At 60.8% G+C, this 25,750-nt stretch carries 23 protein-coding genes; 9 read left to right on the top strand and 14 right to left on the bottom strand.

Translation table 11 applies throughout. The features are described 5' to 3' along the window. Positions 1-26: 26 nt before the first annotated feature. From ubiB to ubiE, 3 genes are read right to left on the bottom strand one after another with little or no spacing between them, the layout of a single operon-like run. A complete protein-coding gene (ubiB, locus tag WH299_RS06595) occupies positions 27-1,631 on the bottom strand; it encodes a ubiquinone biosynthesis regulatory protein kinase UbiB (protein WP_122730446.1) in 1,605 nt (534 codons plus the stop codon). After that, positions 1,628-2,251, bottom strand: coding sequence for a ubiquinone biosynthesis accessory factor UbiJ (locus WH299_RS06590; RefSeq protein WP_028615404.1), 624 nt, complete (start codon positions 2,249-2,251; stop codon positions 1,628-1,630). The genes ubiB and WH299_RS06590 overlap by 4 nt, the downstream gene beginning before the upstream one ends. Continuing rightward, complete coding sequence (ubiE, locus tag WH299_RS06585) at positions 2,251-3,021, bottom strand: bifunctional demethylmenaquinone methyltransferase/2-methoxy-6-polyprenyl-1,4-benzoquinol methylase UbiE (RefSeq protein ID WP_016972732.1); 771 nt, start codon at positions 3,019-3,021, stop codon at positions 2,251-2,253. Before ubiE ends, WH299_RS06590 begins: the two co-directional genes overlap by 1 nt. Positions 3,022-3,165: 144 nt before the next feature. Between ubiE and WH299_RS06580 the strand changes: the two genes are divergently transcribed. The 3 genes from WH299_RS06580 to WH299_RS06570 all read left to right on the top strand — a co-directional run bounded on the left by WH299_RS06580 (position 3,166) and on the right by WH299_RS06570 (position 4,947). Further along, entirely contained in the window at positions 3,166-3,441 is a 276-nt protein-coding gene (locus WH299_RS06580) for a polyhydroxyalkanoic acid system family protein (protein ID WP_028615405.1), read from the top strand. Between the two features lie 105 nt (positions 3,442-3,546). Next, positions 3,547-3,969: a phasin family protein gene (locus WH299_RS06575; protein ID WP_028615406.1), complete on the top strand. Its 423-nt coding sequence runs from the start codon at positions 3,547-3,549 to the stop codon at positions 3,967-3,969. A gap of 12 nt (positions 3,970-3,981) precedes the next feature. After that, a complete protein-coding gene (locus WH299_RS06570; RefSeq protein ID WP_323623174.1) occupies positions 3,982-4,947 on the top strand; it encodes a phasin family protein in 966 nt (321 codons plus the stop codon). A 49-nt stretch (positions 4,948-4,996) separates the two neighbouring features. On the opposite strand, the gene WH299_RS06565 is transcribed toward WH299_RS06570, so the two are convergent. The 10 genes from WH299_RS06565 to WH299_RS06520 form a co-directional block, all read right to left on the bottom strand. Continuing rightward, positions 4,997-5,617, bottom strand: coding sequence for a TetR/AcrR family transcriptional regulator (locus WH299_RS06565; protein WP_323623173.1), 621 nt, complete (start codon positions 5,615-5,617; stop codon positions 4,997-4,999). A gap of 27 nt (positions 5,618-5,644) precedes the next feature. Next, entirely contained in the window at positions 5,645-7,327 is a 1,683-nt protein-coding gene (gene phaC, locus WH299_RS06560; protein ID WP_122730453.1) for a class II poly(R)-hydroxyalkanoic acid synthase, read from the bottom strand. A gap of 89 nt (positions 7,328-7,416) precedes the next feature. Beyond that, positions 7,417-8,262, bottom strand: a complete 846-nt coding sequence (phaZ, locus tag WH299_RS06555) for a poly(3-hydroxyalkanoate) depolymerase (RefSeq protein ID WP_049710417.1) — start codon at positions 8,260-8,262, stop codon at positions 7,417-7,419. 165 nt (positions 8,263-8,427) lie between these two features. Next, entirely contained in the window at positions 8,428-10,107 is a 1,680-nt protein-coding gene (gene phaC, locus WH299_RS06550; RefSeq protein WP_126569679.1) for a class II poly(R)-hydroxyalkanoic acid synthase, read from the bottom strand. Positions 10,108-10,356: 249 nt separating this feature from the next. Continuing rightward, positions 10,357-10,734, bottom strand: a complete 378-nt coding sequence (locus WH299_RS06545) for a gamma-butyrobetaine hydroxylase-like domain-containing protein (protein WP_122730457.1) — start codon at positions 10,732-10,734, stop codon at positions 10,357-10,359. A 149-nt stretch (positions 10,735-10,883) separates the two neighbouring features. After that, entirely contained in the window at positions 10,884-12,221 is a 1,338-nt protein-coding gene (gene hslU, locus WH299_RS06540) for an ATP-dependent protease ATPase subunit HslU (protein WP_339549896.1), read from the bottom strand. A 36-nt stretch (positions 12,222-12,257) separates the two neighbouring features. Then, a complete protein-coding gene (hslV, locus tag WH299_RS06535; protein WP_003171209.1) occupies positions 12,258-12,788 on the bottom strand; it encodes an ATP-dependent protease subunit HslV in 531 nt (176 codons plus the stop codon). 255 nt (positions 12,789-13,043) lie between these two features. Further along, positions 13,044-13,745, bottom strand: coding sequence for an SPOR domain-containing protein (locus WH299_RS06530; protein WP_025858692.1), 702 nt, complete (start codon positions 13,743-13,745; stop codon positions 13,044-13,046). Position 13,746: 1 nt separating this feature from the next. Next, complete coding sequence (argS, locus tag WH299_RS06525; protein WP_339549895.1) at positions 13,747-15,483, bottom strand: arginine--tRNA ligase; 1,737 nt, start codon at positions 15,481-15,483, stop codon at positions 13,747-13,749. A 110-nt stretch (positions 15,484-15,593) separates the two neighbouring features. Then, complete coding sequence (locus tag WH299_RS06520; protein ID WP_122730464.1) at positions 15,594-17,813, bottom strand: primosomal protein N'; 2,220 nt, start codon at positions 17,811-17,813, stop codon at positions 15,594-15,596. A 215-nt stretch (positions 17,814-18,028) separates the two neighbouring features. On the opposite strand from WH299_RS06520, the gene rpmE reads away from it, so the two are divergent. The 3 genes from rpmE to WH299_RS06505 all read left to right on the top strand — a co-directional run bounded on the left by rpmE (position 18,029) and on the right by WH299_RS06505 (position 20,533). Continuing rightward, positions 18,029-18,262: a 50S ribosomal protein L31 gene (gene rpmE, locus WH299_RS06515; RefSeq protein WP_122730465.1), complete on the top strand. Its 234-nt coding sequence runs from the start codon at positions 18,029-18,031 to the stop codon at positions 18,260-18,262. Between the two features lie 14 nt (positions 18,263-18,276). Beyond that, the gene (locus tag WH299_RS06510) at positions 18,277-19,083 is read left to right on the top strand and encodes a thermonuclease family protein (protein ID WP_339549894.1); all 807 of its coding nucleotides are present in this window, start codon (positions 18,277-18,279) and stop codon (positions 19,081-19,083) included. A 181-nt stretch (positions 19,084-19,264) separates the two neighbouring features. Next, entirely contained in the window at positions 19,265-20,533 is a 1,269-nt protein-coding gene (locus WH299_RS06505; protein ID WP_016979185.1) for a malic enzyme-like NAD(P)-binding protein, read from the top strand. A gap of 292 nt (positions 20,534-20,825) precedes the next feature. Here WH299_RS06505 and WH299_RS06500 read toward each other — a convergent pair whose 3' ends face one another. Then, complete coding sequence (locus tag WH299_RS06500; protein WP_370468601.1) at positions 20,826-23,285, bottom strand: penicillin-binding protein 1A; 2,460 nt, start codon at positions 23,283-23,285, stop codon at positions 20,826-20,828. A gap of 221 nt (positions 23,286-23,506) precedes the next feature. Between WH299_RS06500 and pilM the strand changes: the two genes are divergently transcribed. The 3 genes from pilM to WH299_RS06485 are packed head-to-tail and all read left to right on the top strand — an operon-like array spanning position 23,507 to position 25,667. Next, positions 23,507-24,160, top strand: a complete 654-nt coding sequence (gene pilM / locus WH299_RS06495; RefSeq protein ID WP_126569675.1) for a type IV pilus biogenesis protein PilM — start codon at positions 23,507-23,509, stop codon at positions 24,158-24,160. Beyond that, positions 24,157-24,711, top strand: coding sequence for a PilN domain-containing protein (locus tag WH299_RS06490; RefSeq protein ID WP_339549893.1), 555 nt, complete (start codon positions 24,157-24,159; stop codon positions 24,709-24,711). The genes pilM and WH299_RS06490 overlap by 4 nt, the downstream gene beginning before the upstream one ends. Beyond that, the gene (locus WH299_RS06485) at positions 24,708-25,667 is read left to right on the top strand and encodes a pilus assembly protein PilP (protein ID WP_339549892.1); all 960 of its coding nucleotides are present in this window, start codon (positions 24,708-24,710) and stop codon (positions 25,665-25,667) included. The genes WH299_RS06490 and WH299_RS06485 overlap by 4 nt, the downstream gene beginning before the upstream one ends. Positions 25,668-25,750: the final 83 nt, after the last annotated feature.

Raw genomic sequence — 25,750 nt, 5'->3', positions numbered from 1 at the left:
TTTGCGACAGTGTATAACCGGATTGGCTATCGACGCACGATCAGATAAACACCCACCGCGACCATGATGCCAGCCGGCCAGTGGCCCAGTTGGTTCAGCGGGCCACCGATGGCCAGCATCACCCCGCCGACCAGGTGCGCAGCACCCAGCAGGCGCAGAAACCAGTCGTCCTTGCGCTGCTTCCAGGGCGGCGCCGGGTCCTTGGCGTGGGGCTGGGACATGCGCTCCAGCAGGTCGCGGGTCATGTTGGCCAGGTGCGGCAGTTGTTCCATCTGGCTATGCAGGTTGCCCAGCACGGTTTTCGGGCTCATGCGTTCGCGCATCCAGCGTTCGAGGAACGGCTGGGCGGTGTTCCACAGGTCCAGGTCCGGGTACAGCTGGCGGCCCAGTCCTTCGATGTTCAACAGGGTTTTTTGCAGCAATACCAGCTGTGGCTGCACTTCCATGTTGAAGCGTCGCGCGGTCTGAAACAGGCGCATCAGCACCTGGCCGAAGGAAATATCTTTTAACGGTTTTTCAAAGATCGGCTCGCACACGGTACGGATCGCCGCTTCGAATTCGTTGAGCTTGGTTTCCGCCGGCACCCAGCCTGAATCAATGTGCAACTGCGCCACACGGCGATAGTCGCGCTTGAAGAAGGCGAACAGGTTGCGGGCCAGGTAGTCCTGGTCTTCCGGGGTCAGGCTGCCGACGATGCCGCAGTCGATCGCAATGTACTGCGGGCTCCACGGGTTCACGGTGCTGACAAAGATGTTGCCGGGGTGCATGTCGGCGTGGAAGAAACTGTCGCGGAACACCTGGGTGAAGAAGATCTCCACGCCTCGCTCGGCGAGCATCTTCATGTCGGTGCGCTGGTCGGCCAGGGTCGCGAGGTCGGTGACCTGCACGCCGTAGATGCGCTCCATCACCAGCACTTTGGGGCGGCACCAGTCCCAGTAAACTTGGGGTACGTACAGCAGCGGCGAGCCTTCAAAGTTGCGCTTGAGCTGGCTGGCGTTGGCGGCTTCGCGCAGCAGGTCGAGTTCGTCGTAGATGGTCTTTTCGTAGTCGGCGACCACGTCCACCGGGTGCAGCAGCCGCGCATCGGCCGAGAAACGCTCGGCGGCACGGGCGAGGATAAACAGCCATGCCAGGTCCTGGCCGATGATCGGCTTGAGACCCGGGCGAATCACCTTCACCACCACTTCTTCGCCGGTCTTGAGTTGTGCCGCGTGGACCTGGGCCACAGAGGCCGACGCTAGGGGCTCAACGTCGAAGCGGCTGAAGACTTCGCTGATTTTCTTGCCCAATTGTTCTTCGATCAGCGCCATCGATTGTTGGGAGTCGAACGGCGGCACGCGGTCCTGCAGCAGCATCAGCTCGTCGGCGATGTCTTCAGGCAGCAAGTCGCGGCGGGTCGAGAGGATCTGCCCGAACTTGATGAAGATTGGCCCCAGGTCCTGCAACGCCAGGCGCAGGCGTGCGCCACGGCTCAGCTCCAGCTTCTTGCGCGGCAACCAGCGCCACGGCAGCACATAGCGCACCGCGAGTAGGAACCACGGCAGGGGCAGGGCGAACAGCAGGTCATCGAGTTGGTAGCGGATTACGACGCGCTGGATACGAAACAAACGGCGGACGGCGAGCAGCTTCATGCGTTATCGCTTGGATCAAGGGAACGGCTCAGGCGCTCGAAGCGGGCCTCTAGGCGTTCCAGGTCGATTTTGGCCTTGTCGAGTTCACGGAAGCGCGCTTGCGCTTCCCGCTCTCCGACCAGGGTGCGCGATTCTTCGCTCAGGTATTCGGCGAGGTTCTGGTTGAGGCTGGCAAACCCCTGCTGGTACCAGCGCGAACGGCTGCGCAGGTGCCCGCTGATCAACTGGGTGGCAACGGGGCCGATCCAGCGTGACAGCTCGTATTCCCAGTCCAGTTCCAGGTCCTGCAGCACGGCAGCCAGGTCCATCAGCACCGAGCTGTCGCCTTCCAGCTCCACTTCGGCGCTGTGCAGGATGGCGGTCTTGTTGCGGCTCAGGGCCAGGTGCAACAAGCTCGACGCCGGCGCACGCAGGGTGCAATCGGCGTCGGCGGCCCATTGGGCCGCGAGCATCAGGCCTTCATCGCTGGGCAGGATAAACAGCTGCAAGGCAGGGCTGCGGCAGTCGACGGCAATCACCTTGCCGTTGAGGTGCGCAAGCCGCGCCAGGGCGGTGCTGTCCAGGCGCAGCACACGGTTGAGACCGTGTTCAACGCTGGCGAGAAGGCTGGCGAGCAGCATCAGGGCTTGATGCCGCGGTGCAGGGCGACGATACCCGAGGTCATGTTGTGGTAGGTCACGCGGTCGAAACCGGCTTCTACCATCATCGACTTCAGGGTTTCCTGGTCGGGGTGCATGCGGATCGATTCGGCCAGGTAGCGATAGCTGTCCGGGTCGTTGAGCACCAGTTTGCCTACCAGTGGCATGAAGGCAAACGAGTACGTGTCGTAGACCTTGGACATCACCGCGTTGGTCGGCTTGGAGAACTCCAGCACCAACAGGCGACCACCCGGCTTGAGCACGCGCAGCATCGAGCGGATCGCGTCTTCCTTGTGGGTGACGTTGCGCAAGCCGAAGGCGATGGTCACGCAGTCGAAGTGGTTGTCCGGGAACGGCAGCTTTTCGGCGTCGGCCTGGACGAACTCGATATTGCCGGCCACGCCTTTATCCAGCAGGCGATCGCGACCGACCTTGAGCATCGAACTGTTGATGTCGGCCAATACTACTTGGCCAGTCGGGCCAACCAGCTTGGAAAACTTGGCCGCCAGGTCACCTGTGCCGCCGGCGATGTCCAGCACACGGTTGCCAGGGCGAACACCCGACAACTCGATGGTGAAGCGCTTCCACAGGCGGTGCATGCCGCCCGACAGCACATCGTTCATCAGGTCGTACTTGGCCGCCACGGAGTGGAACACCTCAGCGACTTTTTCCGCTTTCTGGCTTTCCGGGACGTTCTTGAAGCCGAAGTGAGTGGTGGGTTCGGCATCGCTGCCTTTGCGCTGATCAGTCATATCGCTGTCACCAAAAGAGAATGCGGGACATGATAATCCCCAAGGCCTGCTTTGTCTTGGCAAGGCTGCAGGTAAGATGGGTGGTCACCGAGACCTTTTGCCGCATCGAAGGTATTCACGTCCCTATAAAGAGGAGTCATTGCAATGGCCCGTATAACCGTTGAGCGCGCACATTCCCTGGGTAAAGAAGGCGCGCGGGCAAAGGCCGACAAGTTGGCGCTCAAACTCAAAGAGCAATATGGCCTGGAGCCGTCATGGTCCGGCGATACCTTGAACCTCAAGCGTTCGGGGGTTAAGGGCGCGGTATTAGTCACTGAAGATTCGTTGCGCATCGATGTGGAACTGGGCCTGTTGATGTCGGCCATGAGTGGCACCATCAAGTCCGAAATCGAGAAAGCCCTGGATAAAGCCTTGGTGTGATCCGTCTGTTCTTAGGGTGCCGATTCTAATTTTACAGCCTACTTTGTGCCCAAGCCCTCAACTCCTGTGGGCCGTTCCTCCACCCTATTCTGCGTGAGGTGCACCATGGCCAAAGTTATCCTGAAGAAAAAAATCGACGCCCAGACCACTACCCTGAGTGAGGTTAAATCCTACGCCCGTAAGATCTGGCTGGCAGGACTTGGTGCTTATGCCAAGGTCGGAAGCGAGGGCGGCGAGTACTTCAAAGAGCTGGTTAAGACCGGTCAACATGTTGAAAGTAAAGGTAAAAAAGTTGCAGTTGAACAACTTGAAGCCGCCAACAGTCAGATTGACCAAGTAAAGAGTAATGTCTCCGCCGTCAAAGGTCTGGTAGAAGTTCAGCTTGATAAAGTTGAAAAAGCTTTTGACACTCGTGTTGCCAGTGCCTTGAATCGAATCGGCATTGCGTCTAAACATGACGTTGAGACACTCTCTGCTAAGCTCGAAGAGCTGACGACATTGCTAGAACGTGTCGCGCGTAAACACTAAGGAGACATCGGGATGGCTGTTAAAAAGACTACTCAGAAAGAAGGCAGCTCGTGGGTCGGGGAAGTTGAAAAATATTCCCGTAAGATCTGGCTTGCTGGTTTAGGCGTGTACTCGAAGGTTAGCAGTGACGGCGGCAAATACTTCGAGACTTTGGTCAAGGACGGCGAGAAAGCCGAGAAGTTGACCAAAACCACGGTTGGTAAAAAAGTTGAAGCCGCCAAGGCAACTGCCGGCTCCGCCAAGTCGAGCATTTCTGACACGTGGGGCAAGTTGGAAGAAACTTTCGACAAACGCCTCAACAGTGCCATTTCGCGACTGGGCGTGCCGAGTAAGGCAGAGTTGAAGACGCTGCACAGCAAGGTCGATACCTTGACCAAGCAAATCGAAAAACTCACCGGCGCTAAAGTGGCACCCGCGAAAACGGCTGCTGCAAAACCGGCGGCCAAGCCAGCGGCTAAAACCGCAGCGGCCAAACCGGCTGCGAAACCTGCGGCCAAGCCTCTGGTGAAAGCTGCCGCCAAGCCGGCTGCAAAACCCGCTGCCAAGGCTGCTGCTAAACCAGCCGCCAAGCCAGCTGCCAAAACCGCAGCAGCCAAACCGGCCGCCAAACCGGCTGCTAAACCAGTGGCTGCTAAAGCTGCTGCCAAGCCTGCCGCTAAGGCAGCCGCAAAACCTGCAGCCAAGGCCGCTGCCAAACCAGCCGCCAAGCCTGCCGCCAAAACCGCTGCAGCAAAACCCGCTGCCAAGCCGGCCGCCGCGAAACCAGCAGCCAAACCTGCTGCAGCCAAGCCAGCGGCAAAACCCGCTGCCGCGAAAAAGCCTGCTGTAGCGAAAAAACCAGCAGCACCCAAGCCTGCTGCTGCCGCCAAGCCTGCTACTGCGCCAACCGCCTCCACAGCCAATTCGGTGTCCGCACCGACCCCTGCTGTGACCCCGACTGCAACGCCGGCAACCCCGACGCCATCCAGTCAGTCCTGATTTTTCTCAGGATACAAAAAATGCCCGACCTGCAAAGGTCGGGCATTTTTTATGAGGTGTGATCAACGTACTTGAGCGCAAACCGCTCAGTCGCCTGCCGCGCCGGCGGCAGCAAATGCGGCGCCACCAGCATCATGATCTGGTAGACCACCACCTGCACCTCGCCTTCACGATCAAGAATTCGCTGGTAATCCAACGAAAACAGCAGCGTCATGGTGATCTGCTCCACAAGTTGCCCCAGGGCCTGGGTGCTGCTGGCCAACTGACCCGCCGCCTTCAGTCGCGCCAGCAAAGACGCCAGTGTCCGCTTGAGCGCCGTCAGCAAGTTGCGAATGCCCTTGGCCAGCTTCGGCAAACGTCCCGCCAGGTTCGACAAGTCCTGGAACAAGAACCGGTAATGCGCCATGCGCTCGACGATCAGGTGCAGGAACAGCCAGTAATCCTCGGCTTCCAGTTGCGCGTCCGCTGGTGGGTCGAGCAGGGGCGCCAGCTCATTCTGGAAACGCTCGAACAACCCGAGCACCAGCGGCTCCTTGCCATGAAAGTGGTAGTAGAGGTTGCCGGGGCTGATCCCCATTTCATTGGCCACCTCCATGGTCGACACGTTCGGCTCGCCCTTCTGGTTGAACAACTGCAGGGCACATTCAAGGATACGGTCGCGGGTCTTCATCCAGTCTTCTTAATGTGATCGTTGAGCTCAGCGCGCGCGCACGTAGGTGCCGGGTGCCGCTTCCATCGGTGGGTAGTTCTGGTTGCCCAGGGCAGTGAGGGTTTCCCTTTGCACGCCCGAGCGCTGCTGGATCCACGCCAGCCACAGTGGCCACCAACTGCCGTCGACGTGATTGGCGTCGTAGTACCAGGCGCGCGGGTCGCTGCTCAGCTTGGGGTTTTCGACGTAGTTGGCCTTGGGGTTGTCCGGCGGGTTGAGGATGCTCTGGATATGCCCGCTGTTGGACAGCACGAAGCGCCGCTCGCCGCCCAGCAATTGGGTGGAGCGATACACCGCATCCCACGGCGTGATGTGGTCGTTGATGCCCGCCACGCTGAAGCTGTCTACCGTGACCTTCTGCAAATCGATCGGCGTGCCGCACACTTCCAGGCCACCGGGATGGCTCAGCGGGTTGTGTTTGAAGAAGTCCAGCAGGTCGCCATGCAGCGCTGCCGGCAGTCGCGTGTTGTCGTTGTTCCAGTACAGGATGTCGAAGGCCGGCGGTTCCTTGCCCAGCAGGTAGTTGTTGATCCAGTAGTTCCAGATCAGGTCATTGGGCCGCATCCACGCGAACACCTTGGCCATGTCGCGACCGTCCAGCACGCCTTGTTGATAGGACCGGCGCTTGGCGGCTTCCAGGGTCTGCTCGTCGGCGAACAGGGTGGCGGGGCTGTCGATCTGGCTGTCCAGCAGGCTCACCAGGTAACTGGCGCTGGAGATGCGGCGCAGCTGGCGCTTGGCTTGCAGGTGGCCTTGCAGCGCGGCGATGGTCAGGCCGCCGGCGCAGGCGCCCATCAGGTTGACCTCACGGGCACCGGTGATCGCGCGGCACACGTTGAGTGCTTCCTCCAACGCAGCGACGTAGGTGGACAAGCCCCATTCGCGATGCCGCACATCCGGGTTGCGCCAACTGACCATGAAGGTCTGCAGGCCGTTTTTCAGGGCGTACTGCACAAAGCTATTAGCGGGGCTCAAGTCGAAAATGTAGTACTTGTTGATTTGCGGCGGCACGATCAGCAGCGGCTTGGCGTATTGCTTTTCGCTCATGGGCTTGTACTGGATCAGCTCCAGCAGCTCATTGCGAAACACCACGGAGCCGGGGGTGGTGGCGACCGTCTTGCCGACTTCGAAGGCGTGCTTGCTCACCTGGCGCGGCAGGCCATTGTTGTGCAGCAGGTCTTCGAACAGGTTGGTCACACCGCGCACCACGCTGTTGCCGCCGGAGTTGAGCAGCTCCTTGATCGCCAGCGGGTTGAGCAGGGTGTTGGAAGGGGAGACCGCATCGTTGATCAACGAGAAAGCAAAATGCGCACGGGCGCGGTCATCGGCGCTCAGGTTGCTGTCATCGATCCAGTGACGGGTCTGCTTCTGCCAGCTCAGATAGGCTTGCAGGCTGCGCCGGTACAGTGGGTTGAGCTTCCAGGTGGGGTCGGTGAAGCGGCCGTCGTTGGGGTTGGGTTCGTGCACGGTTTCACCGAGCAGCACGCGACCCAGTTGACCGCTCAACGCCCAGGCATGCCGAACGGTATGCACCGGGTTGCGCAAGCCATGGGCGGCCACGCTGCGCAGGGTCGACAGCAGGTCTCGGCCGCGCAGGCCGGTAATCGCATTTTGCGCATTGATGAACGCGGCAGGGGTTGGCGCCGGGTTCGTCACGGGTCTTTCTCGCATGAGCCAACACTCCTTCGTCAAGCCATCAAACAGGCACGCCAATTCAGAACCATAGCCGGTTCCTGGCAAGTTGCGCGGTGGTGTGGTCCTTACACGGCCGGTCGCGGATGGATCACCGCGCGCATGCGCTCCTCTTCTAGAAACTTCATGATGATCGGTGCCACGGCCTCCGCCCGGGTGATCAGGAACAGGTGGCCGTCATCGATGATGTGCAACTGTGCGTTGGGAATGCGCCAGGCCAGCATGCGCATGTTGATCAGCGGGATCAGTGGGTCGTCGTCCCCCGCCAGCACCAGGGTGGGTTGGCGGATCTTGTGCAGCCAGTGGATGCTGGTCCAGCCTAGCCCGGCGAATAGCTGCCAGTAATAACCGAGCTTGCCAGCCGAACGCACTTTGCTCGCGTGTTCGGCAGCCAGTTTTGAGTCGCGGCGGAACGACCCCCCGTAGATCATCGGTGCAATGCGCACCACATGGGACGGTTGAATGTAACGGCGCGGACTTGCCATCAGCCACAACACTTTCGGTTTGCCCGGCACCATCACCGCACCTGCCGCCGTGGCCGCCAGGATCAGCTTCTTGCAGCGTTCCGGGTAGTCGTAGGCAAACTGCTGCGCCAACGCGCCGCCCCAGGACACGCCCACCGCGTTCACTTGGCCATAGTCCAGGTAATCGAGCATGCGTGCAGTGAGCTTGGCCAGACCGGGAAAGCGGTATGGCCGATTGGGCGTGGATGAACCGCCCACTCCGGGCACATCGAACGCGATCACTTCCAGGTCCGGGTCCAGCGCCTGGACGAACGGAAACACCAACTCAAGGTTGGCGCCGATGCCATTGAAGATCAGCAACGGCGTCAAGTGAGGCTTGCCCGGGCGCACCGCCGTGCGGATGGCCTGGCCATCCAGGTCGATGGTGCGGAAGATGAACGGTTGCGGCATGGGAAAGCCCTGTCAGGTGGTACGTAAGTCTTGTGGGCGATGCGATCCATGTGGGAGCTGGCTTGCCTGCGATGGCATTCTTTCCGCCAGCCCATCAACAACTGACCCGCCGCTATCGCAGGCAAGCCAGCTCCCACAGTGACTGCATTTCAACCAAACATCTGCTTAACGTTCATGTACATAAGTGCCCGGCGCAGCTTCCGCTGCTGCGTAGGTCTTATTGCCCAAACTTGTCGGCGCCTTCTTCAACTTACCCGCCCGTTCCGCTTGCCAGGCCTGCCAATGCAGCCACCACGAATCGGTGTGCTTGGTGGCATTCTCCTGCCAGTCCAGCGGTTTCGCCGTCAGGCTGTCGCTGGTCTGGTAACGCGCCTTGGGGTTGCCCGGCGGGTTGAGGATGCTTTGGATATGCCCGCTGCTGGACAACACGAACTCCACCTTGCCACCAAACAACTGCGCCGACTTGTAGCACGACTGCCACGGTGTGATGTGGTCATTGGTGCCGGCCAGTGAGTAGATATCGGCGGTGACCTGCTTGAGGTCGATGGGCGTGCCGCACACTTCCAGGGCGTTGGCTCGCACCAACGGGTTGTTCTTGAACAGCTCGATCAGATCGCCGTGGAAGGCCGCCGGCAAACGTGTGGTGTCGTTGTTCCAGAACAGGATGTCGAACACCGGCGGTTCGTTACCCAGCAGGTAGTTATTGACCCAGTAGTTCCAGATCAGGTCATTGGGGCGCATCCAGGCGAACACCTTGGCCATGTCGCGGCCTTCCAGCACGCCGGCCTGGTAGGAATGGCGCTTGGCCGCTTCCAGGGTCTGTTCGTCGACGAACAGCGCTACTTGGGTGTCCAGCGTCGTGTCGAGCACGCTCACCAGCAGGGTCAGGGCGTTGACCTTCTTCTCCCCCAGCGCCGCGTAGTGGCCGAGCAGTGCGGTGCAGGTGATGCCGCCGGAACAGGCGCCGAGCATATTCACATCTTTGCTGCCGGTAATCGCCGTGACCACATCCACCGCTTCCTTGAGCGCCTCGATATAGGTCGACAGGCCCCACTCGCGCTGAGCCTTGGTCGGGTTGCGCCAGCTGACGATAAAAGTTTGCTGGTTATTGCGTAGGCAGAAGCGCGCCAGGCTCTTCTCCGGGCTCAGGTCGAATACATAGAATTTGTTGATCTGCGGCGGCACCACCAGCAGCGGGCGTTCGTGCACCTGTTCGGTGATCGGCTTGTACTGGATCAGTTCCAGCACATCGTTGCGAAACACCACCGCGCCTTCGGTCGTGCCCAGGGTCTTGCCCACTTCAAAGGCGCCCATGTTGACCTGGCTCGGCATACCGCCGTTATGCACCATGTCCTTGGCCAGGTGGGACAAGCCATCGAGCAGGCTCTTGCCGCCGGTCTCGAAGAAGCGTTTGACCGCCGCCGGGTTGGCCGCGCTGTTGGTGGGGGCCATGGCTTCGGTCATCAGGTTGATCACGAAGTGGCCGCGGCTGATGTCGTGTTCCGACAGGTTGCTGTCGCCGATCCAGTCGTGCAGTTCCTTGCGCCACGCCAGGTAGGTTTGCAGATAGCGTTTGTAGAGCGGGTTCTGGCTCCAGGCCGGGTCCTGGAAACGACGGTCGTCGCTTTCGGGCGCCAGCGCTGATTTGCCGAACATCACGTTCTTCAACTCGACGCCAAAATGCGCGACGTGCTTGACGCTGTGCAGCGGTTGTTTGATGGCTTGGGTCAGCACCATCTTCGCCGAGGCGAGTAAATCCTTTTTACGTAACGCGATGATCGGGTTGAGCCCCAGGGTGTTTTCCGAGGCCTGGCGTTTCAAGTCATCGTTGTTCTTATTACTCATCTACGACGCTCCATTGTCCGAAAGACGAGTACCGGGGACCGCTGCGCACCCAGTTTCGATACACAACACAAGCCTGGTACTGCGACTCGGGTGACCGTTGATACCGCATCGTCAAATGCAGGGAACTTGCCAATTCCATTGGTTACCCGAGTTTAATTTTTTTCGCAAGCGGACCAGTCGTTGGTCACGCGACAGGGCATTCAAGCAGATGAAATTAGAAAATGCCCTCTAAAGAGCAAGAGGCCTGGGCTAGAGCATCAGCCGTACGACCGACTGATCCGGATCGCGGGTTTTGCCGGCTGCTTTGAGTTCAGCCAGATAATCGGCCCACAACGCGTCCTGACGCACGGCCAGTTGGTAGAGGTAGTCCCAGGTGAACAGTCCGCTGTCATGGCCGTCGTCGAAGGTCAATTTCAGTGCGTACTGGCCGGCGGGTTCTACCTTGATCAACTTCACGTTGAGCTTGCCGAATTGCAGGATGGGTTTGCCATGCCCCTGGACCTCGGCGGAGGGCGAGTGGGTGCGCAGCAGTTCGGCGGGGAGTTGGTACACCTCGTCGGGCCCGTAGGTGAGGCCGAGGGTGTTGGAGGTTTTGTGCAGGTTTACAGCCGTCGGGAATTTGGACATTGATAATGATCCTGAAGAAACCGGCTTCAAAATGTGGGAGGGGGCTTGCCCCCGATGGTGGTGTGTCAGTGTCAGGTGTGCTGACTGATACACCGCCATCGGGGGGCAAGCCCCCTCCCACATTGAGGCGAAGCGATTCTGTGTGAGGCTTACAGAATATAACGAGACAAGTCTTCGTTCTGCGCCAATTCGCCCAAGTGGCTGTTGACGTATTCAGCGTCGATCTTGATCACTTCGCCATTCTGCGCGCTAGCCAAATCGCCAGCACTGAAGGACACCTCCTCCAGCAGACGCTCCAGCAAGGTGTGCAAACGACGGGCTCCGATGTTCTCGGTCTTCTCGTTGACCTGCCAGGCGATCTCCGCCAGGCGCTTGATGCCGTCCGGCTGGAACTCGATGCCCAAGCCTTCGGTTTTCAGCAGCTCACGGTATTGCTCTGTGAGCGACGCGTGTGGCTCGCTGAGGATGCGTTCGAAGTCGCCTGGGGTCAGCGCCTTGAGTTCCACGCGGATCGGCAGGCGGCCTTGCAGCTCCGGCACCAGGTCGCTTGGCTTGCTCAGGTGGAACGCACCGGAGGCGATAAACAGGATGTGGTCGGTCTTGACCATGCCCAACTTGGTGTTCACGGTGCAGCCTTCGATCAGCGGTAGCAGGTCGCGCTGTACGCCTTCGCGGGATACATCGACGCCGCCGGAGTTGCCGCGCTTGGCCACCTTGTCGATTTCGTCGATAAACACGATGCCGTGCTGCTCGACCGCTTCCAGGGCCTTGGCCTTGAGTTCTTCCTCATTCACCAGGCGCCCGGCTTCTTCGTCGCGCACCAGTTTCAAGGCTTCCTTCACCTTGAGCTTGCGGCTTTTCTTCTTGCCCTTGCCCATGTTGGCGAACAGGTTCTGCAACTGGCTGGTCATTTCTTCCATGCCAGGCGGGGCGGAGATATCGACACCGGAGACTTCGGCGACTTCGATCTCGATTTCCTTGTCGTCCAACTGGCCTTCACGCAGGCGCTTGCGGAACAGCTGGCGGGTGTTGGAGTCCGAGGCCGGCGCGGCGTCTTCGTTGAAACCCATGCGTGCCGGTGGCAGCAGGGCGTCGAGGATGCGTTCTTCGGCGGCGTCTTCGGCGCGGTGGCTGACCTTGGTCACTTCCTGTTCGCGCAGCATTTTCAGGGCGGCGTCGGCCAGGTCGCGGATGATCGACTCGACGTCGCGGCCCACGTAGCCCACTTCGGTGAACTTAGTGGCTTCGACCTTGATAAACGGTGCATTGGCCAGCTTGGCCAGGCGACGGGCGATTTCGGTTTTACCGACGCCGGTAGGACCGATCATCAGGATGTTCTTCGGCGTTACTTCAACGCGCAGTTCTTCGGGCAGTTGCATCCGGCGCCAGCGGTTACGCAGCGCAATGGCTACGGCGCGCTTGGCATCGTCCTGGCCGATGATATGGCGGTTGAGTTCATGGACGATTTCGCGGGGAGTCATGGACATAATGTTTGGCGGCCTCAAGCGGAATAAGCCTACGGCTTACTCGGCGAGGTCCTGCTCCTCAATGGTCTGGTTGTGGTTGGTGAACACGCAGATATCACCGGCGATACCCAGGGCGGTCTCGACGATTTCGCGAGCCGACAGGTCGGTTTTCTTCAACAGTGCGCTGGCGGCCGCTTGGGCGTAGCCACCGCCGGAACCCATGGCGATCAGGCCATGCTCAGGCTCAACCACATCGCCGTTGCCGGTGATGATCAGGGAAGCGTCTTTGTTGGCGACGGCCAGCATGGCTTCCAGGCGGCTGAGGGAGCGGTCGGTGCGCCATTCTTTGGCGAGTTCAACCGCAGCGCGCACCAGGTGGCCCTGATGTTTCTCAAGTTGGCCTTCGAAGCGCTCGAAAAGGGTGAAGGCGTCGGCGGTAGCGCCGGCAAAGCCCGCGAGAACCTGGCCGTGGTACAGGCGGCGCACTTTCTTGGCGTTGCCTTTCATCACGGTATTACCCAGGGAAACCTGGCCGTCGCCGCCCATGACGACTTTGCCGTGGCGACGTACTGAAACGATGGTGGTCAAGGGGAGAGTCTCCACGCAGCGGGGCGAAAATGCCCTGATGGAAACTCATATGGGGGTGGCGGGGGGGATTTCAACCGTAGGGGGTTATGGCGGACGAGTGGTGTTCAATGGTCCGACACACACTTCAGAGCGCGGCAAGACCAAATGTGGGAGGGGGCTTGCCCCCGATGGCGGTGCATCAGTAACAGATGTACTGACTGACACACTGCATCGGGGGCAAGCCCCCTCCCACATTTGATCCAAGTTGGCTGAAGGTCAGCGACTCTGGCGTTGTTGTAACAACAGGTTGCTAAAGCCCGCACCAGCCAGTTGTTTCTGCGCCACAGTCAGCTGTTCTCGGTTGCTGAACGGCCCTACCAGCACGCGATACCAGGTCGCATCCTTCACCGTCCCTGACTCAACCGTCACCGACTGGCCCAGCAGAATGATCTGCGCTCGCACGCGATCCGCATCCGCCTGTTTCGGGAACGAACCCGCTTGCAGGAAGAACTTGGTCACCGGTGCGGCCTTGGTTTCGGCAACCGGCGGCGCTGGCGGCGGCGTAATGCCGGCCAGCGCGGCCTGGGCACGTGCCGTGTCGATCTTCGCCGCTTCCGCCGGGGTGACTGGCGTGGTCGGCACCTGTGGCGTCGGCAGGGTTTTCTCCGGCACGGCGTCAGGCGGCACGATCACTTCCGATTCCGGCAGCAGCGTGTAGAAGTCGTACTTCGGCTTCACGGGCGCGGTTGGGCTCGGCGCCGTCTTGTTGGCTTCGGCCATTTTCGTGGCCTTCTGCTGTTCCTGCTTGACCCGTTTGACGTCATCGCCCTTGCCGGGATCCAGCTTCATCAGGAACACGATAAACGCGCCGACGGTGAGGCCGATCGCCATCCACAACCAGCCCGGGATTGGTTTCTTCGCCGGGGCCTGGTAGCGGCTGGCGCCGCGCTTGGGTGCAGGTTTTTTCTTGGCAGCCAACTTACATACGCTCCAGAGTTTCCAGGCCCAACAGCTCTAGGCCTTGCTTGAGGGTCCGTCCAGCCAGTGCAGCCAAGCGCAGGCGGCTTTGCTTCTGGGCTTCGTCGTCGGCGGTCAGGATCGGGCAGTTCTCGTAGAAGCTGGAGAACAGGCCGGCGACTTCGTACAGGTAGGTGCACAGGATGTGCGGCGTGCCTTTCTCGCCGACGCTGTTCAGCACTTCGCCGAACTGCGCCAATTTGGCGGCCAGTTCCTGTTCGTGCGGGGCGTCCAGCACGATCTGGCCTTCAACTTCGCTGAAGTCCTTGCCCAGCTTGCGGAACACGCCAGCCACACGGGTATAGGCGTACAGCAGGTACGGCGCGGTGTTGCCTTCGAAGTTGAGCATCAGCTCGAAGTTGAAGCTGTAGTCGCTGGTGCGGTGCTTGGACAGGTCGGCGTATTTGACCGCACCAATGCCCACCACGCGAGCGATGTTGCGCAGGTCGGCCTCGGCCAGCTCCGGGTTCTTTTCCTTCACCAGGGTGTAGGCACGTTCCTGCGCTTCGGTGAGCAGGTCGATCAGCTTCACGGTGCCGCCATCGCGGGTCTTGAACGGGCGGCCATCGGCGCCGTTCATGGTGCCGAAGCCCATGTGCTCCATGTGCATCGGGTGGGTGACGAAACCCGCGAGGCGCGCCACTTCGAACACCTGCTGGAAGTGCAGGGCCTGGCGCTGGTCGACGAAGTACAGCGCGCGATCGGCCTTGAGCACGCCGCTGCGGTAGCGCACGGCCGCCAGGTCGGTGGTGGCGTAGAGGTAGCCGCCATCGGCCTTGACGATGATCACCGGCAGCGGCTCGCCATCGGCGGTCTTGAATTCTTCGAGGAACACGCACTGCGCGCCGTTGCTCTCCACCAGCAGGCCCTTGGCCTTGAGGTCGTTGACCACATTGATCAGGTCGTCGTTGTAAGCGCTTTCGCCCATCACGTCGGCCATGGTCAATTTGACGTTGAGCAGTTCGTAGATTTCCTGGCAGTGAGACAGGGAAATGTCACGGAAACGGTTCCACAGTGCCAGGCACTCGGCGTCACCGGCTTGTAGCTTGACCACCAGGCCACGGGCGCGGTCGGCGAATTCTTCGGATTCGTCGAAGCGCTTCTTGGCGGCGCGGTAGAAGTTTTCCAGGTCCGACAGCTCGTTGCTGGTGATCGGGTTTTCCTGCAGGTAGGCCATCAACATGCCGAACTGGGTACCCCAGTCACCCACGTGATTCTGACGGATCACGTCGTCGCCGAGGAACTCCAGCACCCGCGCCGCGCCGTCGCCAATGATGGTTGAGCGCAGGTGGCCGACGTGCATCTCTTTGGCCAGGTTCGGCGCCGATAGGTCGACGACCACGCGCTGCAGCGGGCCGGCCTTGCGCACGCCGATCTTGGCGTCGGCCAGGGCGGCATCCAGGCGCGAAGCCAGGGCCTGGGTGTTCTGGAAGAAGTTGATGAAGCCAGGGCCGGCGATTTCAGCCTTGGTGACGCTCTCGTCGGCAGGCAGCGCGGCGATGATTTTCTCTGCCAGGTCGCGTGGCTTCATGCCCGCGGGTTTGGACAGCATCATCGCGATGTTGCTGGCGAAGTCACCGTGGGTTTTGTCGCGGGTGTTTTCCACCTGGATCGCCGGCGTCAGGCCTTCAGGCAACACACCTTCGTTGACGAGTTGGGTGAGGGCTTGTTGGATCAGCTGGCGAATGGTGTCTTTCATGGTGTTCTCTTTCGACCGCAAGCGGTGGCGCGCGATGCGCAGGTGGAAAAACTGGGCATTATCCGTGGCGAGGGCGGGCTTGCCAACCTTCGCGGGACCTATGGCCAGGCTTAATACAAATCTACCGGGTCTACATCCAGCGACCATCGCACTTGGCGACCGCTGGGCATTTGCTCCAGGGCAAGCAACCAGCTACTTAATAGCCGATGCAGCGGTGCGCGCGAGGTTGCCTGCAAGAGTAGCTGAGCACGATAACGCCCGGCGCGGCGCTCCATGGGGGCGGGCACCGGGCCGAGCAATTCGATGCCGTTCAGGCCCAATTCGCCGAGTAAACGTTCGGCGGCGCTGCATGCCTCATCCAGGAAACCTTCGGCCTGCCCCGGTTTATGGGCTTCGGCGCGCAACAGGGCCAAATGGGAAAAAGGCGGCAGGCCCGCGGCGCGACGTTCGCTCAGCGCCTGCTCGGCGAAGGCGAAGTAGCCTTGTTCGGTCAGCTGGATCAGCAGCGGATGGTCGGCCAAGTGGGTCTGGATGATCACCCGGCCCGGCTCTTCGGCACGCCCTGCGCGGCCAGCGACCTGCACGATCAACTGCGCCATGCGCTCGCTGGCGCGGAAATCCCCGGAGAACAGCCCGCCGTCGGCATCCAGGATCGACACCAGGGTCACCCGTGGGAAATGGTGTCCTTTGGCAAGCATCTGCGTGCCGATCAGAATGCACGGGTGGCCTTTCTGGATGGTGGCGAACAGCTGGTTCATCGCGTCTTTGCGCGAGGTGCTGTCGCGGTCGACTCGCAGCACCGGGTAATCCGGGAACAGAATACCCAGACGCTCTTCGGCTCGTTCGGTGCCAGCGCCCACCGGTCGCAGGTCGACTTTGCCGCACTGCGGGCAGTGGCGCGGTACACGTTCTACATGGCCACAGTGATGGCAGCGCAGCTCGCCGTAGCGCTGGTGCACGGTCATGCGCGCATCGCAGCGCTCGCACTCGGACATCCAGCCGCAGTCGTGGCACAACAACGTCGGTGCAAAGCCACGGCGGTTGAGAAACACCAAGACCTGTTGGCCGGCGGCGAGGGTCTGGCCGATGGCTTGTTGCATCGGCCCGGAAATACCGCTGTCCAGTGGACGACTTTTGACATCCAGTCGCAGGAATTTTGGTTGCTTGGCGCCGCCTGCACGCTCATTGAGGCGTAGGAGGCCGTAACGCCCCGTGTAGGCGTTGTGCAAGCTCTCGAGTGATGGCGTGGCCGAGCCCAGCACAATCGGAATGTCTTCCTGGCGCGCCCGCACCAGTGCCAGGTCGCGGGCGTGGTAACGCAAGCCTTCCTGCTGTTTATAGGAGCCGTCGTGCTCCTCGTCGATGATGATCAGCCCGGGATTCTTCATCGGGGTGAACAGCGCCGAGCGGGTGCCGATAATAATGTCGGCCTCGCCATCCCGTGCGGCCAGCCAGGATTCCAGGCGCTCACGGTCGTTGACGGCGGAGTGCACCAAGGCGATGCGCGCATTGAAGCGCTGTTCGAAGCGCGCCAGGGTCTGCGGGCCCAGGTTGATCTCGGGGATCAGTACCAGCGCCTGTTTGCCGGCCTGCAGGGTCTCGCGGATCAACTGCAGATAGACTTCGGTCTTGCCGCTGCCAGTGACGCCAGCCAGCAGGAACGCATGGAAACTGTCGAAGCCTGCACGAATCGCTTCATAAGCAGCGCGTTGCTCGGGGTTCAGCGGCAATTCCGGTTGGGCCAGCCAGTGTTCGTGGCGGGCATCGGGGGCGTGCTTGCGGATTTCCACCTGCACCAGGCCCTTGGCGAGCAACAGGTCGAGGCTGTCTTTGCTCAGCATCAGCTTGCTTAATAGCTGATGCGCCACGCCATGGGGATGCTGGGCCAGTGTCGCCAGGGCTTCACGCTGGCGCGGGGCGCGGGCGATACGCGGGTCGTCGAGACGCGCGCCGGGTGTCATCGACCAGAAACGTTCCTGGCGCGCTTCAGCCAGTTCGCCCTGGCGCAACAGCACCGGCAGCGCCCAGCTCAACGTATCGCCAAGGCTGTGCTGATAGTACTGGGCGGTCCACAGGCACAGTTTGAACAACGCCGGCGGCAGTGGCGGGGTGGCGTCAAGCATGGCCAGCGCGGGCTTGAGTTTTTCCGCAGGCACTTCGCTGTGATCCGCGACCTCTACCAATATGCCGATCATTTCCCGCCGACCAAAGGGCACGCGCACGCGCATACCCGGCTGCAACTGTTCCCGCAGCACACCGGCCGGGGCCCGGTAATCGAACAGGCGGCGCAGGGGCGAGGGCAGGGCTAGGCGCAAAATGGCGTCGGGCACGCGGGGGGTCTCATATAAAGGCAGGCGGTGGCGCAGGGGCGGGAGCCTAGCAGACAGGGGAGGGCTTGGGTATGCCACGGTTTTCTGATGAAAGGCGGTTTTCAGCCTGATACGCGGCTTGCGCGATTAAAAAGGTCTGGTAGAATCCGCGGCCTAATTACGTGCGGTATTCGACAATAGTGTCGAGTGGCGGCACGCTAGCCCGAGGAAGTGCCATGAAAGCCGATATCCATCCAGCATACGAAGTCATCGACGTAACTTGCAGCTGCGGCAACAAGTTCCAGACCCGTTCGAACCTGTGCAAGCCACTGGGTACTGACGTATGCAACGAGTGCCACCCGTTCTACACCGGTAAGCAGAAAACTCTGGACACCGGCGGCCGTGTACAGCGCTTCGCAGATCGCTTTGGTGCTTTCGGCAAGAAGCCTGCTGCTACTCCAGCAGAGTAAGGCTCAAAAGCCTTATGGGCTTTTGCCAGCTGTTGAAAAAGGCGTCCCTTGTGGGCGCCTTTTTTGTGCCTGGGATTTGGCTCTCAGTCGCGCAGGCCCAGGTGTTCTGTCCCTCGCCGGACTCTCTGGTCCACGTGGAGGTGCAGCGCGTGGTGGATGGCGACACGGTGCGCCTCAAGGACGGCCGCAGTGTGCGGATGATCGGCCTCAATGCCCCGGAAACCGGTAAGAAGGGCCGTCCCGACGAGCCTTACGCGGTTGCCGCCCGCCAGCGTTTACAGACATTGGTCGACGCGAGCGACGGCCGCGTCGGTTTGGTGCCTGGGCGCGAGAGCAAGGACCGCTACGGCCGCACGTTGGCCCACCTCTACGGCGCAGACGGCGAGAACCTTGAGGCGCAATTGCTGGCTGACGGCCTGGGATTTCAGATTGGAGTTGCGCCCAATACCGATCTTGTCGCCTGTCAGCAGGCCGCTGAAAACAGCGCACGTGATGCGCGGTTGGGCCTTTGGCGGCAATCGCCGGTACAAAACGTGGCGCAGCTCAAGCAGTCTGGCTTTGCTTTGGTCAGTGGCCAGGTGAGCAAGATCGAACGCAATCGCGGCGGAATCTGGATCGAAGTTCAGGGGGCAGTGGTATTACGCATTGCGCCCGACCTCGTCAAACAATTCGACACCGCAGTGCTTAGTGGTCTGCAAGGCAAGACAATCGAGGCCCGTGGCTGGGTGCAGGATCGCGCCAAGCGCGGCGGCCTGAAAAACGGCCAGGCACGCTGGATGCTGTCATTGACCGACCCCGGCATGCTCAAATCGACGGATTAGGAAAAAATTGTAGACATTTTTTTAATCGATTGTGAACAGTTGAGCCCTTGTATCCCGCGGCTCTTGGCCGAAAGTCGTAGCGCAGGGCCCTTGACACCTGTGACTGCCCAGTCTTGTAGGGACTTTGCGACACGCGTATCCTCGGCGGTCCGTCGACCAACAGTAAAAGCGGAATGCCGATATGTCTGATTTGAAAACTGCCGCTCTCGAATATCATGCCCATCCTCGTCCAGGAAAGCTGAGTGTAGAGCTCACCAAAGCCACTGCCACCGCTCGCGACCTGTCGCTGGCCTACAGCCCTGGTGTTGCCGAGCCCGTACGTGAAATCGCCCGCGACCCTGAACTGGCGTACAAGTACACCGGCAAAGGCAACCTGGTTGCAGTGATTTCCGATGGCACCGCGATTCTGGGCCTGGGCAACCTCGGCCCATTGGCTTCCAAGCCAGTCATGGAAGGTAAAGGCGTGCTGTTCAAGCGCTTTGCCGGCATCGACGTTTTCGACATCGAAGTCGATTCCGAAAGCCCGCAGGCTTTCATCGACACGGTCAAGCGCATTTCCATCACCTTCGGTGGCATCAACCTGGAAGACATCAAGGCGCCTGAGTGCTTCGAGATCGAAAAGGCCCTGATCGAACAGTGCGACATTCCGGTATTCCACGATGACCAGCACGGCACCGCGATCGTTACTGCGGCCGGCATGATCAACGCCTTGGAAATCGCTGGCAAAACTCTGGCTGACGCACAGATCGTCTGCCTGGGCGCTGGCGCTGCGGCCATCTCCTGCATGAAGTTGCTGGTGAGCATGGGCGCCAAGCTGGAAAACATCTTCATGGTCGACAGCAAAGGCGTGGTCCAGTCCGAGCGTACTGACTTGAACCAATACAAGGCGATGTTTGCCCACGCGACCGACAAGCGCACCCTGGCTGACGCCCTCGACGGTGCAGACGTGTTCGTCGGCCTGTCCGGCCCGAACCTGCTGAGCGCTGAAGGCCTCAAATCCATGGCGGCCAACCCGATCGTGTTCGCCTGCTCCAACCCTGATCCAGAAATCTCTCCGGAACTGGCTCACGCCACCCGTAGCGACGTGATCATGGCGACCGGCCGTTCGGACTACCCGAACCAGGTCAACAACGTACTGGGCTTCCCGTTCATCTTCCGTGGTGCCCTGGACGTTCGCGCCAAGCGCATCAACGAAGAGATGAAAGTGGCTGCCGCCAACGCCCTGCGTGAACTGGCCAAGCTGCCGGTCCCTCAGGAAGTGTGCGACGCCTACGGCGGTATCAAGCTGGAATTCGGTCGTGAGTACATCATTCCGAAACCAATGGACAAGCGCCTGATCACCCTGATCTCCGATGCCGTGGCCAAAGCCGCTATCGAGACCGGCGTTGCTACCCTGCCGTATCCGAAGCACTACCCGCTGCAAAGCGTGGATGATGTGTTCAACGGCTAAGCCGTTGTAGCGCACCCACAAAAAAGCCCCGGCTCTCGCGAGTCGGGGCTTTTTTGTGGCGGATCTCTTTGTGCAGGGCAGGCTTGCTGTGCTGGTTAGGCTTGCTGTGGTGAGCAGGCCTTTGTGGTGAGTGGGCTTGCCCCGCGCTGGGCTGCGAAGCAGCCCTAAAACCTGCCAACGCGTTTTAACTGGATGAATGCGATACTTGCATTAGGGCCGCTTCGCGCCCCAGCGCGGGGCAAGCCCGCTCACCACAAAAGCCCGTTCACCACGATAAGCCCTGGTTCCAACCTCAGAACAGGTCGATCGGCGCCGCTTCATCCGCTGGCAGCGGGCTGCCCGGCGCAACACCATTGCCCAGCTCGTTGACCGACGGCGGCGTGTCTTCGCTCTTGAACAGTTCGAAGTACGCATTCGGCGTGCTTGGCGAGGCCGCGCGGCCACTCACCGGGTCGATACGCAAGCTAAGGATGCCTTCAGGCTCCGGCTGGGTGTGCGGCGGCTTGTCCTTCAGTGCCGCGCCCATGTAGCTCATCCAGATCGGCAGCGCGACAGTGCCACCAAACTCGCGGCGACCCAGGCTTTCCGGCTGGTCATAGCCGGTCCACACGGTGGTCACGTAATCGGCGTTGTAGCCGGAGAACCAGGCATCCTTGGATTCGTTGGTGGTACCGGTCTTGCCCGCAATATCCGGACGGCCCAGGGCCAGGGCGCGGCGGCCGGTGCCCTTCTTGATCACGTCTTCCAGGATGCTGTTGAGGATGTAGGTGGTACGGCCATCCACGATGCGCTCGGCCACGGCGGGCGCCTGCGGTTCGGTTGCGGCAGCGTTGCCGGCAGGTGCGGCGCCTGGAGTCGGCTCAATGGTGATGCCGCCATTGCTCGGAGCCGCCAGTCCATCCGTCGCCGCCACGCCGTTGACCACATCACCCGGCACTCGCGGCGGGTTGGCGGTGAACAGGGTGTCGCCGTTACGGCTTTCAATCTTGTCGATCAGGTACGGCGCGATCTTGTAGCCGCCGTTGGCAAAGGTGCTCCAGCCGGTGGCGATTTCCATCGGTGTGAGGGTCGCGGTGCCCAGGGCAAGGGACAGGTTTGGCGGCAGGTCCGACTTGTTGAAGCCAAAGCGCGTCATGTAGTCGATGGTCTTGCCGACGCCCATGGCTTGCAGCAAGCGGATCGATACCAGGTTGCGCGACTTGTACAGCGCCTCGCGGATACGGATCGGGCCGAGGAAGGTGTTGGTGTCGTTCTTCGGGCGCCACACCTTGTCCAGGTACTCGTCGACAAACACGATCGGCGCATCGTTGACCAGGCTGGCGGCGGTGTAGCCGTTATCCAAGGCAGCGCTGTAGATGAACGGCTTGAAGCTCGAACCCGGCTGGCGCTTGGCCTGGGTGGCGCGGTTGTAATTGCTCTGCTCAAAGGCGAAGCCGCCGACCAGCGCGCGGATCGCACCGTTCTGCGGGTCCAGGGACACCAGGGCGCCTTGGGCCAGCGGCACTTGGCTGAACTTGAGGCTGTCGTCCTTCTGGCGTTGCACGCGGATCAAATCACCCACCTGGGCCACGTCAGACGGCTGCTTGGGCAGCGCGCCCATGCTGTTGGTGTTCAGGAACGGGCGTGCCCATTTCATGCTGTCCCATGCCACATGGGCTTCGCCGGTGCGGGTCAGCACCTGCACGCCATCTTTCTTCACCTGGGTGACGATGGCCGGCTCAAGGCCACTGATTGCGCGTTGCTTGCCCAACTCGGTGGTCCAGGCGCTCAGGGTCTTGCCCGGCAGGCGCGACTCAGGGCCGCGGTAGCCGTGGCGCTGGTCGTAGGTGATCAGGCCGGAGTGCACCGAGTCATTGGCGATTTCCTGCAGGTTGCTCGGCACCGTGGTGGTCACCCGGAAACCTTCGGTATAGGCCTCGCTGCCATAGCGGCCGACCATCTCGGCGCGCGCCATTTCGGCGATATAAGGCGCGTTCACCTCCGGCGTCGGCACGTGGTAGCTGGCGTTCAGCGGTTCGGCGATGGCGCTTTCGTAAGCAGCCTGGTCGATCTTGCCCAGCTTGTACATGCGGCCCAGGATCCAGTCGCGACGTTCTTTGCTGCGCGCCGGGTTGGCCAGTGGGTTGAAGCGTGAAGGGGCTTTGGGCAGGCCGGCAATCATGGCCATCTGCGCCAGGCTGGCGTCACGGATGGACTTGCCGTAGTAGACCTGGGACGCCGCCTCGATCCCGTAGGCACGGTTGCCCAGGTAGATCTTGTTGACGTACAGCTCAAGGATCTCGTCCTTGGTCAGCTGGCGTTCGATCTGCAGCGCCAGGAGGATCTCGGTGGCTTTACGCGAAAAGCTGCGCTCACTGGTGAGGAAGAAGTTCTTCGCCACCTGCATGGTGATGGTGCTGCCGCCGGACTGAATGTGTCCGCTTTTTACCAGTTGTGTCGCCGCACGCACCAGGCTGCTGGGGTCGACGCCATAGTGGTTGGCAAAATTATCGTCTTCGGCCGACAGCAGGGCGCTGATGAAATTGGGCGGAATATCGGCAAAACGGATCGGTGTGCGGCGCATTTCGCCGAACTCCGCGATTAGTTTTTCATCGCTGCTGTAGACCCGCAAAGGAATCTGCAACTGGATACTTCTGAGGGCCTCTACGGAGGGCAAACCCGGACTAAGGTAGAGGTAGGCCCCGCTGAGCACGAGCAGCAGCCCGCAAACGATGGCGACAATGGAGTACCCGAAAAACTTCAGCAGACGAATCAAGGCTTTTGGATTTCCAGAGAAAAGAATGAGTTAGGCGTCGGGGCATGCATGGCAAACGATGGATCGACCCGAGCGGCAGATAAAAAGCGGAAAAAAACGCTGGGCATTAAAGCATTTTTCGACTTGGGACGTCATTCGCACCTGTTCAACAAGTCGACCGAATGCATGGCGCCCAGCGGCAATCAGGCGGTATGACAGGCAAAGCTTTAGGGAGTTTTATGGGAAAGGGATTTTTCACGGGAAAAGCCGGCACCTTGCTGGGTGTCGACATCAATGACACGGCCATCCGCTTGATCGAGCTGGGCCGTTCACCTTCAGGCTACAACGTTCAAGGCTACGTCACGCAGGCACTGCCGGCGCAGGCGGTAGTCGACGGCACACTTCTTGATCTCGACGGCATAGGGCGCGCCCTGCGCAGTGCGTGGTCGCGGTTGTCGACATCGGTTCGTGGTGCTGTCGCCGCTGTGTCCGGGCCCTCAGTGATCACACGAATGATCGAGATGGACGCTGGGCTCTCAGATGATGAGATGACCTGGATGATCCAGATGGAGGCAGACCAGTACATTCCCTATCCGCTGGATGACGTCGCTATCGACTTTCAAGTGCGCGGGCCAACGGCCCTGGATCCGAATCGGGTCGAGGTATTGCTGGCCGCATGCTTGAAGGAGCACGTAGAAGCCCGCGAGGCAGTTTTGGCCCTGGCGGGGTTGGTGCCGAAGGTGATCGATATCGAAGCGTTTGCATTGGCGCGCGCTTGCCGTCAGGATTTCGCCAGCTTCACGCCGAGCCATCGCGTCGATGGTGCACAATGGGCCGTGGATGCCCAGGGGATGGGAATTGCTTGCGGGTTGGCCCTGAGGAGTTTCGCTTGAAGACACGAATCAACCTACTGCCTTGGCGTCAGGCGCTGGCAGAGCGGCGACGCAAGTATCTACTGGCGTGCTTGCTGGTGTTCGCCTGTGCCGCGCTCGCGGCCGTGTGGCTGGCGGACCAGGTGATCGACCAGGCCATCGATCGTCAAGTAACCCGCAATGACCATCTGGGCAAGGAGGTCGTCGGCCTGGATTCACGTATCAAGACCATTGATGATCTGCAGGAGCAAAGCCAGCAACTGGCGCAACGCATGAAGGTCGTGCAAGACCTGCATGATGCCCGCTCGTCCGGTGCTCAGTTGTTGGACCAACTGGCACGGGCGGTACCCGACGGCGTGCACCTGCATGAAGTGGTGGCCAAGGGCGATACGGTGAGTATCAGCGGCAGCGCTGAGTCCAGCCAGGACATCGCCCAATTGATGCGCCGCCTGGAAGCGGCGGAAGGTGCCCATTCCACGCGGTTGCAACATGTGCGAACGGATGGCGCGCGCGGCAACAGTGAATTCCAGCTGATGGTGCGTCAGGGAGAGTCCTCCGAGGCTCAACCTTGAGCCTGCCAAGGCTCAATCTTTCCGCACTCACTCACAACACCGCAAAATGGCCCCTACCTGGCAAGGCCCTGTTGGGCTGTGCGCTGGCGGGCGTGGTGTTTGTGGTGGGCGACCTTGTGTACCTGAGCCCCTCGCGGGAACGGTTGCTCCAGGTCGAGGTGCGGGAAGTGGCCCTGAAACAGCAAATCGCAGAAAAGACTGGCCTGGCCGCCAGCCTTGAAGCGCGTGCGCAGCAGCTCCAGCGGATGCAAGCGAAGGTCGATGAGCTTTTGCAGGCGTTGCCTGGCGAGTCCGAAATGCCTGGTTTATTGGAAGATATCGCGCGTCTGGCGTTGGCCAACGGGTTGCTGGTCGAGAGCGTCACGCCGTTGGATGAGCAGTCTCAGCCGTTCTTTCACGAGCAGCCTGTGCAAATCGGCGTCGCGGGGGCTTACCACGACCTGGCAATGTTCCTGACGGGCTTGGGTGGCTTGTCGCGAATCGCTACGGTGCACGATCTGGCCCTGCGACGTGATGGCAGGCTGTTGCGCCTCGACCTGCTGGCCAAGACTTACTGGCATGCGCAGGGTGGTGGGGAGCTTGTACAGCGACAGCTCTTTGTCTACGACTCGTCCGGGTTGCGTGATCCATTTCAACTGCTCGCGGTGCAGGTCGACCCTCTGAAAGGGCGACCGGTCCGGACGCCGGACCTTGCCCGGCCACGTGGCGCGCTGGAAAGCCTTGCGGTGGACCAGTTTGAAATGGTCGGCACGCTGTCCCGTGGGGTGCAGGTTTTTGCCTTGCTACGTGCGGCCTCCAAGGTGCACCGCCTGACGGTCGGGGACTACCTGGGGCCGAACCATGGGCGGGTCACGGCCATCCATGAGCGCGCTATAGAACTGGTCGAACTGTTTCCCGATGGTCAGGGGGCATGGCTGGAGCGCCCGCGAACCTTGTTGTTAAACATCAACTCATAACGGAATCAAACAATGAAAAGGACTTTCTCGTCCTTCGGTGTGGCGCTATGGATAGCGTTCACGGCACCGATGGCTGCTGCTGT

Source organism: Pseudomonas sp. MYb541, from assembly GCF_037479595.1.
Lineage (GTDB): Bacteria > Pseudomonadota > Gammaproteobacteria > Pseudomonadales > Pseudomonadaceae > Aquipseudomonas > Aquipseudomonas canadensis.
The sequence above is the reverse complement of the archived record's forward strand: the minus strand, read 5'-3'. Positions and strand labels throughout refer to the sequence as shown.